The following is a 10,772-nucleotide window of genomic DNA, read 5'->3' as shown; positions in this document are numbered from 1 at the left end:
CCGGAAGAATACCGGCTGATGGCTGAAAACCCGGAAATCTCAAAAAGTGCGTGGAACTAAAACCGGTGAGCTTAAAGTCGGAGAGGATAGTCGGGTCGTTTAGAATCATCTTCTCCAACAGTTGCTCGCTGGCGAGTTTGCTGATGGTTAACGGTTGAGGCTTCTCCCCTACCCGCCAGATGGCATGATGAACTGGCATCGTCAGTTCCTTAGTTTAAGGCTGCGTCAGTGAGTGCATCCGCCAGGTGGAGCTGGGTTTGCTGGGCGGATTGCAGGCGGGATTTGAGATTGTCACAAACATTCTGTAGTGAGATATACAGTTCTAAAATTCTGATTGTCTCACTAACTGGAGGTAACGCAATAAGACATCCTCGAAGCTGCGTTTTATTTATAGATGCTAAATTTGTTGTTTGCTTGCTAGCACCTGCGAAATAACTCCGTGAAACAGACGAGTTCATAAATATTTCAAGCCATTTAACATTCAAATCATTAAAAAATGGTCTGGCTTTGAAAACATGATTTTGATTAGCTATGTAAAATGAAGAGTCAGTCCAGATAGCAGCCCTTCCAACCGTATCCCAGTCACCACCTTCTGTAATTAATAGATCATTTGATTTAACATGATACTTATCTTTTTCATCAATAGGAATTTCTATTATTTTAATATCTGATAAATCAAGATAACCTCGCTGTACATTTGCTACACGAAGATATGGTACTGAAATTAATGTTTTGCCAACAAGATTCCTTCCTTTAGTTATACCACTTTGGATGTCAACAATATCTTCGAAACGACACCACTCCCACCCTTCCGGAAACTCAAACGGTTTTTCCTCGTCATTCACTGGCGGCAATGGTTTTTGCTTTTTGATTTTACCTTCTTTCACCAGTTGTGCTTTTTCCTGCTCAATATGTTTAAGCAGTTCAGACGCAGGTTCATCGTTAGGATCTTGCGGCACCAGTTTACCCATCACTGCCAGTTGCAGAATGGTTTGCTCAAGTGAGTCGATACTCGCTTCGGTGGTAAACAGCGTGTCGAAATACTGGCTGATTCGCGCCCAGTTTTCGGAGAGTTGTTCAGCATCTTGGCTGTCGGTCAGCGTTGTCAGCAGGGTTTCTACCAGTTGCTGATGCGCGTCCAAACTGGTTAAAGTTTGTTGTTCCAACTGATCACATAGGGACATTAAGGCATCAATTTTGCCAAGAATTCTAATTTGCTCATCTAATGGTGGAACCAGAATAAGAAATCGAGCTAAATCATTAGCTGCAAGATTAGGTTGAGCAGTCCCGTTGTCATATTTTTTACGAACTGATAAGATATAGGACTATTGAAATAAAAATGAACATACTTATTATTAACCAGTGGATATACTCGCACGATGACTAATGAAAATGCAATAGCACCCGACATGTTTCCGGCTAATGCAGACTTCCCGAGAGAACCAAGCAAACAAAACAAAATATCACCAGGCAAAAATTGTCCTGATCGCAGAGTTTCAAAATGGTTCTCTTTAATAAAAGTCATCTCAGCTTCATCTATTTTCCCATTCAATAGATGGCCCGCATTAACGAAAGGGATACCAGTCTCAGTGAGAGTGGATTTATTCGGATAATTTTTGCTTCTATAACCATTCTCAAGCAGACAAAGATTTTGTATCGAAGACCACTCCCACCCCTCTGGCAATTCAAACGGTTTATCAACCTCGCTAATTTCCGGCAGCGGCTTCTGCTGTTTAATTTTACCCTGCTTCACCAGCTCCGCTTTCTCAGCAGCAATACGCTTTAACAGTTCAGACGCCGGTTCATCATTCGGGTCCTGCGGCACCAGTTTGCCACGCACTGCAAGTTCCAGAATCAGCTCGCGCAGTTTCTTATGCCATAGATGTCGATTTTTCCATTGTTCCCACGCCCAGCGGTAGAGCGCGTTTGCAGCGCAGAGGACCAGATATCGATATGGTCGGTGACAAGCTTCTCAACGGTCATCAGTTCGCCCCCTTGTTGCCTGCCAGCGGGGCACCTAGGATATCGCGCAGTTGGTTACGTAGTTCACTGATTTCCGCCTACTGTGTTTGGTACTGCGCCAACATTTCATCCGGGTCGCCGCTGATGGTTTCGCCCTGATAGGGGTTCTTGATATCGAGGTTAAAGTTGCGAGCAATGATATCGTCGATGCTGACTTTCCACGCCTGATGGCTCTCTTCGCGGCTTGCAAAACCGTCCGCTTCATTACCCCACCAGTCGATTTCCGCCTGGAACTCCTCAAACTTCATCGGTTTGGTTTTGCTGTAGTTCTTCATACCGTTCGGGTACGGGTGCTCGTAGAACCACACCTGTTTAGTTGGCTTGCCTTTGGTGAAGAACAGAATATTGGTTTTGATGCCGGTGTACGGGTTAAACACTCCGTTAGGTAACCGCACGATGGTGTGCAGGTTGCATTCCTCGGTGAGCAGCTTTTTGATTTTGGTTTTCACTCCTTCACCAAACAGCGTGCCGTCCGGCAGAACCACCGCTGCGCGGCTCTTATCAGCCAGCACCTCAATGATCAGTTGCAGGAACAAATCGGCGGTTTCACGGGTCTGCATATCTGCTGGGAAGTTCTTCTCAATGCCGTCTTCTTCGGTGCCGCCAAACGGCGGGTTGGTGACAATCACATCGAGTTGTTCATCCCAGGAAGAGAGCGGTTTGTTAAGGGTGTTGTCATGGCGAATCTGCACCGGCACTTCAATGCCGTGCAAAAGCATATTGGTGGTACACAGCAGGTGCGGATGCTGCTTTTTCTCCACGCCATAGATCTGTTTTTGCAGCGTTTTGTGGTCTTCGGTGGTGTTGACGTAATGCTCTTTCACATGATCGAACGCGCAGGCGAGGAAGCCGCCGGTACCGCAGGCTGGGTCCATAATCGATTTGCCGAGTTTCGGGTCGATGCGATTGGCCATAAAGCGCGTCACCGCACGCGGGGTATAGAATTCACCCGCATTACCGGCGCTTTGCAGGTCGCGTAGAATCTGTTCGTAGATATCACCAAACAGGTGGCGCTCCTGGCTGCTGCCGAAGTCGATTTCATTAAGCTTGTTGATTACCTGACGCAGCAGCGTACCGTTTTTCATGTAGTTATAGGCATCGCTGAACGCCTGCTTGACCACAAAGCCGCGCGGGTTTTTATCGATTGGCACGGTGAGGTTTTTCAGAGCCGGGAACAGATCGTCATTCACAAATTCCAGCAACGCATCACCTGTGATGCCCTCGCTTTTTGCCGCCCAGCTACGCCATAAATAGCGCTGCGGGATCGGGAACTGATAGTCATCCTGCTCCAGTTCCAGTTCTTCTTCCTGGGTATCAAAAATCTTCAGAAACAGCAGCCATGAAAGCTGCCCAAGGCGCTGGGCATCACCATCTACCCCAGCGTCTTTACGCATAATGTCCTGAAAGGATTTAATGACTGAACTAATCGACATGTTTTCTTTCCATACTTAAAAAAGGATGCCACCGGTCGCAGGTGCGACCGGTGGCAATGTGTTTATGCGTTATCAGGCTGAGCGCGGCGGTAGCTGGTAGATTTCATTTTCCAGTTCGTTGACGGATTGCTCATACGCCTTCTTGCCACCGAAGCGGGTTTTGATGATCTCTATCGGACGCCCCAACGCATCGAACGGTTTCAGTTTGAGTACCTGAACGTCCTCGATTTCCTGCACCCCTTCATCGGCGTATTTATCCAGCAACGTATTGAGCACCTGCTGCGCCGGCTCGGCATATTTCGTAAAATAGTTACGCTTGCGCACATTGGCCGCGCGCTCCTGACGGGTTAACGGCGGCTGACCGTACACCACATGACAGAGCAAATTAAACGGGTCGAGATCTTTACCCACCTCTTCGGCCAACACATCCCACAGAATCCCCAGTTGCTCCAGCTCTTCAATGATGACCTGTTTGCGTGGCGCATCCTGCCATTTGCGCACAAAGTCATCCAATGAGGCATATTCGCTATCTTTGAGCATCGTTTTACGGGTGTAATCCTGGAAGGATTCAGTCACCAGTTTACGATCAGAATCGTAATACTGAACGCGCTTAGCCAGCACTTTCACATCCACGCCATTCACATAGAATTTGCGGGCTTTGTTTTCCTCATCATCATGAAACTCACCACTTCCGACGCCCTTGTCGCGGTTGAACTGATAATCAGCGGCGTTTTCTTGTGCTTCACGGGAGACATTATTGCCGTCATCCACGTTATCTTCCGCATCCATCCTTTCATTGAAGTCTGAATTCTGATCGGAAATGTCGTCGGGTTTTACCACCAGCACTTTTTCTGGCAAGCCGTCAAAGCGTGGATCGGCAAATAACTCGGTGGCTTTTTTGAAGTCGAGAATGGTAAACCACAGCTTGCCGTGCTTTTCATTGATACGCGTGCCGCGCCCGATGATCTGTTTAAATTTGGTCATCGATTGGATGTTTTGATCCAGTACCACCAGCTTGCAGGTCTGCGCATCGACGCCGATAGTCATCAGTTCAGACGTTGTCGCAATGATCGGATACGCTTTTTTGGGATCGATAAAATTCTCCAACTGCGCCTTGCCGATATCGTCATCACCGGTGATTTTTATTACGTATTTTTCGTTCTTTAACACTTGTTTCGCGTTGAGTATCACCAGCGCATGGCGCATTCGGTCGGCATGATCGATGTCGTTGCAAAAAACGATGGTTTTATCCATCGGGTTGGTACGTTTCAGGTAATCGGTGATGGTCTGCGCCACCAGCATGGTGCGCTCATCAATCACCAGCGTGCGGTCAAAATCTTTCAGGTTGTAGATACGGTCTTCAATTTTTTTGCCGTATTTATCCAACTGACCTTTGACGGGCCGCCAGCCTTGTACATCGACGTCAATATCGACACGTACCACTTTGTAAGGGGCAAGAAAACCGTCTTTAATGCCCTCTTTCAGCGAATAGGTGTAAACCGGTTCCCCGAAGTAATCGGTATTAGAGACCTCTTCGGTTTCTTTCGGTGTTGCAGTTAGGCCCACCTGAGTAGCACTGCCAAAATACTCCAGTATCTCGCGCCAGGCAGAATCTTCAGATGCACTGCCACGGTGGCATTCGTCAATGACTATCAGGTTAAAGAAATCCGGTGAAACTTGTTTATAGGCTTTCTGGTACTCTTCCGGGCCCGTTATCGCCTGGTACAGCGCCAGATGTACCTCATAAGCCGGATCGATGGTGCGCCCGGTGACTTTGGTCATCGCAGTGCCGAACGAGTGAAAATCATTACGTTTAGCCTGATCAACCAGAATATTGCGGTCCGCAAGGAACAGGATCCGTTTTTTGTTTTTGGCTTTCCACAGCCGCCAGATTATCTGGAAAGCGGTATAGGTTTTGCCCGTGCCCGTCGCCATCACAAGCAAAATACGATTCTTTCCAGCCGATACGGCATCGACCGTCCGGTTGATCGCCTGCATCTGATAGTAACGGGGAGATTTCCCGCTGCCATCATCGAAATAGTCCTGACTGATAACAGGCAACTGCTCCTGAGTGAACCCTTTCCAGACACAGTATTTTTGCCAGAGTTGGTCGGGGGTTGGGAAGTCAATGAGGGCAATTTCGGATTCGAGCTGCTGCGGATTGGTTTTATCGTGGAAAATGAATCCATCACCGTTGGAGGCAAACACAAAGGGCACATCAAGCAGACTGGCGTAGTCCAGCCCTTGCTGCATCCCTTTGCTGATGGTGTGCTTATTGGCTTTGGCCTCGATAACCGCCAACGGCAAGTTCGGCTTGTGATACAATACGATATCGGCAGATTTAACTTTGACACGTGATGCCAGTTTTCCGCGAACCACAATCTTGCCATCGCGCAATTTCACTTCCTGACGAATCTGCGCCAAATCATCCCAGCCAGTATCCTTAACCGCAGGCAGAATAAATTTGGTGATGATATCCGTTTCAGTCAGGTGCGTTTTGTTCACGCCAACCATAGCAGGTCACTCCACAATATTGGATTAGCTCTGATTTTACACAGAATAGAGCATTACGTAATGACCTGAAATGATGTTTTGGATAGCTACTGGCGAAATCATTATTCGCCAGAATAAATTCTACTGCTTTCCTGACATGGATATTTTTTATCTTTTATATTTCATGAAGTTCGCTTCGGAAACGAAATAAATGTTTCCACAAGCCCGGGCGCAAGTCACGTAAAGCTTATTGCATGCCGAAGGTGTAAGCGTTTGTAGCGCCAACGACGCCAAACACCCCGACCTTATCAACCAGATGAAGACATAATCGCCAAACATTATCCAAGCATGTTGACGGCGAGGTGATTGATCCAATAATGTCACGCAGGTATATCCCATTGACATATCCCAATAACACTTTATGCTAGTGATAGTACAAAATTTATCCAAGGAGGTTCCCATGGAGAAAACCACGGTATTAAAAAGCAACCGCAGTCAGGCAGTACGACTCCCTAAAGCTGTTGCACTGCCCGACGATGTGAAGCAGGTTGATATCGTCGCGATTGGTCGCACATGTATCATTACTCCAGCAGGCGAAAGCTGGGACAGTTGGTTCGAAGAGGCAGGGGTAACGCCTGACTTTATGATCACCAGAGAGCAACCTGAGAATGAGAGTAGGGAAGATTTCTGATGCTGAAATATCTGCTCGATACCAATATCTGTATTTACACTATCAAGAACAAACCGCAGGCAGTAAGGGACGCTTTCTATCGTCATTACGGGTAGTTTGCTATCAGCGCTATCACACTGATGGAACTGATCTATGGTGCGGAGAAATCGGTAAATCCAGAAAAAATCTCTCCGTGATTGAAGGGTTTTCTGCACGTCTGGAAGTGCAGAATTATGGCTTTGACGCTGCCGTGCATACCGGCCAAATTCGTGCAGAACTGGCAAGACAAGGAACACCCATCGGCCCGTATGATGCCATGTTAGCCGGTCACGCGCGGTCTGCCGGTTTGATACTGGTAACGAACAATGTACGCGAATTTGAGCGTGTGCCTGGGCTACGTGTGGAAAACTGGGTCAGCCGATAAGCTGTTTCTGCCCTCCCCCAAAACAGGATATAATCCACCACCTATTGCGGATAACCCGCAAACAATCCAGCCAGAAAGGTTTTAGGGCCACTACGTTTTTCGAACTGGTGAAAATCCTTTTATTTCAATAGATATACGTGGCTAATTCGAATTCTGTAGGGACCATTTTGAAGTAAACAGACGTCAACCGACGCCTATTTTTATGCCTAAAATTCAGTGAATTAGCTATAAATTAGCTATTTCCAGTCAACCAGACTCTACCGACATCTACGTACATCAAGTAGGATTTGTTGGTATCAGTGATGTTACAAGCCCGTTCAATGAATTCTTATACCAACACCCAGCGTATGCAGACACCGCAATATTGAGATCGGCTATGCCACTTGCTCCCAGCCCAATATCAGCACCGCGTTAAATCAGAGCTGCCGACCCTTTATCAGACTTCAAACAAACGCCCCCCGACGTCTGATTATTTAGCAGGAATACAGCACTGTTTCCGATATCGGTACGGCTCCCCCCACGATGACAGAATTTTCCCGGCGCGCTGTATGCAATTCCCAGAATTGGTCAGCGACGGCCATCGGCGAAACGGTGTTACTTTTACCCAAACCGCCCGGTGTTACCTCAACGAAGCCATTGACGATCACCTCACCGACGTGGACCTCATGTGGCGCGAGGATATGTCGCAAAAGATGAGTTGCCTTGCATTGAGCGGCAACACTGATCGCTAGCGCCGCATAATCAACGGCGAATGCGTTGATTGTTGTGTCATCAAGTGCCATGACGCCGCTGGTCACCAGCACAGTACCTTTTGATGCGGCAAGGTCGGCTATGCACCCCTGTACGGCGGTAATGTAACTAACAACACGGACATCGACACTCTGACCCAGACTCACGGGAGGTGTGGACAACAGATCGCCATCAATATCGAGAAAGGCGTTCCAGTGCAGAACACTGATGGGTCCCAACGTGTCATGTACATCCGTGATGGTACGTCGAATCGCGTTAACATCGCTCAGTTCGGCCGGAAAAGCGTGAGCCAGGATGCCTTCTGCGGCCAATTCTGCTACCGCCCCCGCGAGACGTTCAACATTGCGCGCAACCAGGGCAACAGGATGGCCCGCCTTACCAAAACGACAAGCGACGGCATGTGAGATACCAGCGCCATAGCCGCAGATGAGAAGCGTATTTTTCATCATTGATGACTCCAATCGTTATATGAAATTACAAACCCAACGTTTTAGTTGGAAATAACTATAGTATGATTAACCAATAATCACAACCGATTGATGAGAGGGGGAACTATGGCTTGGGATACCGAGGGGACCAAACGCAAAATTCTGGATGCGGCAATGACTGAGTTCGCTCGCTTTGGCCCCGATGGCACCACCCAGGAACGGATTGCCAAGTTGGCCGGGGTAAACAAGGAGCGTGTTTATAATTACTTTGGCGACAAGCGGACGCTGTTCTCAGCCGTGCTATGCAGTGAGTTGGCCAAGGTGGCATTGGCATTGCCCATCACCTCCTTTGCTGTCGAAGATATCGGCGATTACGCGGGCCGAGCCTACGATTATCACCTCGACAATCCGGAACTGAGCCGACTCCTGCGCTGGGAAGGTTTGACGTTTGATGATGAAGTCCCGGATGAAGAGCAACGACGCGAATACTATGGATACAAGATTCAGGCCGTAGCGGATGGGCAACGCGAGGGAAAAGTGACCCAAGCCATTGAGGCCGATCATCTGGCTTTTCTGGTGTTATCCCTGGCTGGATGGTGGTCTGCCGTTCCACAGGTAGCGCGCATGTTAACCGGCCCACTGAGTATGAAAGAACATGACAGGCGGCGAGCCTCCGTCATAGGGGCTGCGCGACGCTTGGCATACGCACCATGAAACAAATAATCAAAATAGCGCTGGGCAATCAAACACTGAATATTGCCCTATATTATCAGTGCTGATATTTCCCGATATCCGATTATTAGCGAAGATAGACAAAGGAGATTTACATCATGTCGTTACTTCTCGGCCAAAACCAGATCCTTACCGCAGCCTGACTGACACTGAAAATAAAATACACGCCCCATGGCGACCTCTGGATTGCATAGCGTAACCTATTTAGGACAAAGTGACCGGACGCTAAATAGCTAGCCTGAACAACAAAATAAAGAAGAACAAGCCGCACGGGAAGCGCTTATCACCGCTAGCCAAGAAAAATGCGCGTCGAATTTAGTAATACCGTTCCGGCCTCGGCAAGCGATAGATCAATGGCCTTAAAAACCAAAAGGGGAGCTTTCGCTCCCCTTTTTGGGTATTGCATCAACGATGATGACATCATTTGTACAGGATCGCAGTACCACGCACTTGATCGCCACCAGTAGCAGAGACAATCTTGTAAGACGTTGCGCCCGCGGCTTCAGCCTTTGCAGCCACTTGTGCTTCAAATGCTCTCAGGGTTTCTGCACCGCTGACCTGAACGGTTCCCACTTCTTGGGCAGCAAAGCTACCGAAAGAAACCAAGCCAAGAGCAACAACTGCGGCAAATTTTTTGATAACGTTCATGAGGGTAATCCTTCTGTTTGATGTTTGATTAAAAGGCTGCCTGCCTTCGATGTGACACATCATAGCGCCATCACTCAGAAGTGAATATCAGATAAAATTGCCATTATCATTCAAAAATACTAACTGATATTATTACCCGTGATCCGTAATCACAATGTTGGCGATCGGTATCGATCCGGGACTATACCGCTTAACGACAATACTCACGCCAGTAACACGATCTCATGCTGCCCATTGAACAGCGGCCCGCTTAAGATCTTGTATCCATCGCGGTCAAACCCGTGCACCATCTTGGTCAGTTGTGCTGCGTCGGCGATATTCTCTACCGATCCAAGGTAATACCAGTTGTTGATAACATGAATCTGCCGCACATCGCTGTGTTGCTCCACCAGCCCGACGGCACCAGCGTAGGGCCAGTTGAACACGCGCATCTGTTGCAGCCCATCGAGCAGACGCAGTTGATGCTCCACCATCGGCTCTTTGCCACAACAGGCACCCGCGCATCGCCCCAGTTGATGCCTGAAACAAGCGCGGCCGTGCGGATTTTTTTCCAAACCTAACAACCCGTAACACAGCAACTCACTGTCAGCGATATCCAACAGCGCTTGCTGCGCAGCACGTCGATTGGAGAATAGGCCGTATAAATCGGGCATATGGGAAAAGTCGATCTCTTTTGCCGACACAATATGGGGGACGCCGTTACGCAAATGCAACGAGCAGAGCTAGCGGCTACGCCGCAGCCGTTTATTGTGCAACGGCTGTAGCTGCTTGATCATTTGCGCTTCCAGCAGCAGCGCGCCAATCTCGCCCGCCGTCAGATGATAGCTGATGCGGCGAGACTGGTGCAGCATGCGCGCTTCAGAAACGGTCCTGAAATGCGACATGACTCGACTGCGAATATTGATGCTCTTACCGATATAGAGCGGCATTACATCGCTGTCGCTGTGGAAAACATAGACACCGGGCGCAGCGGGCAACCCTTCGAGGAACGGGCGCAGGTGCTCGGGGTAGTGATAGACCTCCATGGCATCAAACGGCTTATCCATAGGGGTTTGATTTTGATTCACGGAAACACTCACCATTACTGTAATTGCATGGGTCTTCCCCGATCATGGTGGCACACACCCTCAATCAAGTATAATTATCTATACTTGTACCTTCCCAAAGGAGGT

5 protein-coding genes and 5 pseudogenes are annotated in these 10,772 nt (G+C 48.5%); 3 read left to right on the top strand and 7 right to left on the bottom strand.

The window, feature by feature from the left end; translation table 11 throughout:
- From CS369_RS24295 to hsdR, 4 genes and pseudogenes are all read right to left on the bottom strand, one after another.
- Window positions 1–199: pseudogene (locus CS369_RS24295) on the bottom strand (hypothetical protein); the annotation flags it as partial.
- Window positions 200–209: 10 nt separating this feature from the next.
- Window positions 210–1,983 (bottom strand): annotated as a pseudogene (locus tag CS369_RS22255) (restriction endonuclease subunit S).
- A pseudogene (locus CS369_RS22250) lies at window positions 1,983–3,455 on the bottom strand (N-6 DNA methylase). The pseudogenes CS369_RS22255 and CS369_RS22250 overlap by 1 nt, the downstream one beginning before the upstream one ends.
- A 72-nt stretch (window positions 3,456–3,527) precedes the next feature.
- Window positions 3,528–5,969, bottom strand: a complete 2,442-nt coding sequence (gene hsdR, locus CS369_RS22245) for an EcoAI/FtnUII family type I restriction enzme subunit R (RefSeq protein ID WP_196908744.1) — start codon at window positions 5,967–5,969, stop codon at window positions 3,528–3,530.
- Between the two features lie 439 nt (window positions 5,970–6,408).
- On the opposite strand from hsdR, the gene vapB reads away from it, so the two are divergent.
- Together vapB and vapC are read left to right on the top strand one after the other, a co-directional pair.
- On the top strand, window positions 6,409–6,639 hold the full coding sequence (gene vapB / locus CS369_RS22240) for a type II toxin-antitoxin system VapB family antitoxin (RefSeq protein ID WP_196908743.1): 231 nt from the start codon (window positions 6,409–6,411) through the stop codon (window positions 6,637–6,639).
- Window positions 6,639–7,042 (top strand): annotated as a pseudogene (vapC, locus tag CS369_RS22235) (tRNA(fMet)-specific endonuclease VapC). The gene vapB and the pseudogene vapC overlap by 1 nt, the downstream one beginning before the upstream one ends.
- A 473-nt stretch (window positions 7,043–7,515) precedes the next feature.
- Here the strand turns inward: vapC and CS369_RS22230 are convergent.
- Entirely contained in the window at window positions 7,516–8,241 is a 726-nt protein-coding gene (locus CS369_RS22230; protein ID WP_244665188.1) for an SDR family oxidoreductase, read from the bottom strand.
- 105 nt (window positions 8,242–8,346) lie between these two features.
- Here CS369_RS22230 and CS369_RS22225 point away from each other — a divergent pair, with 105 nt between their 5' ends.
- Entirely contained in the window at window positions 8,347–8,934 is a 588-nt protein-coding gene (locus CS369_RS22225; RefSeq protein WP_196908742.1) for a TetR family transcriptional regulator, read from the top strand.
- 438 nt (window positions 8,935–9,372) lie between these two features.
- On the opposite strand, the gene CS369_RS22220 is transcribed toward CS369_RS22225, so the two are convergent.
- On the bottom strand, window positions 9,373–9,600 hold the full coding sequence (locus CS369_RS22220; protein ID WP_196908741.1) for a YdgH/BhsA/McbA-like domain containing protein: 228 nt from the start codon (window positions 9,598–9,600) through the stop codon (window positions 9,373–9,375).
- Window positions 9,601–9,803: 203 nt separating this feature from the next.
- A pseudogene (gene cho / locus CS369_RS22215) lies at window positions 9,804–10,682 on the bottom strand (excinuclease Cho).
- Window positions 10,683–10,772: the final 90 nt, after the last annotated feature.

It is taken from the genome of Candidatus Symbiopectobacterium sp. 'North America' (assembly GCF_015762685.1).
Taxonomy (GTDB): Bacteria; Pseudomonadota; Gammaproteobacteria; order Enterobacterales; family Enterobacteriaceae; genus Symbiopectobacterium.
The sequence above is the reverse complement of the archived record's forward strand: the minus strand, read 5'-3'. Positions and strand labels throughout refer to the sequence as shown.

Excerpts from the sequence above, each read along its gene's own strand:
- hsdR (WP_196908744.1), bottom strand. The coding sequence starts at position 5,969 with ATGGTTGGCGTGAACAAAACGCACCTGACTGAAACGGATATCATCACC.
- CS369_RS22230 (WP_244665188.1), bottom strand. The coding sequence starts at position 8,241 with ATGATGAAAAATACGCTTCTCATCTGCGGCTATGGCGCTGGTATCTCA.
- CS369_RS22220 (WP_196908741.1), bottom strand. The coding sequence starts at position 9,600 with ATGAACGTTATCAAAAAATTTGCCGCAGTTGTTGCTCTTGGCTTGGTT.
- CS369_RS22225 (WP_196908742.1), top strand. The coding sequence starts at position 8,347 with ATGGCTTGGGATACCGAGGGGACCAAACGCAAAATTCTGGATGCGGCA.
- vapB (WP_196908743.1), top strand. The coding sequence starts at position 6,409 with ATGGAGAAAACCACGGTATTAAAAAGCAACCGCAGTCAGGCAGTACGA.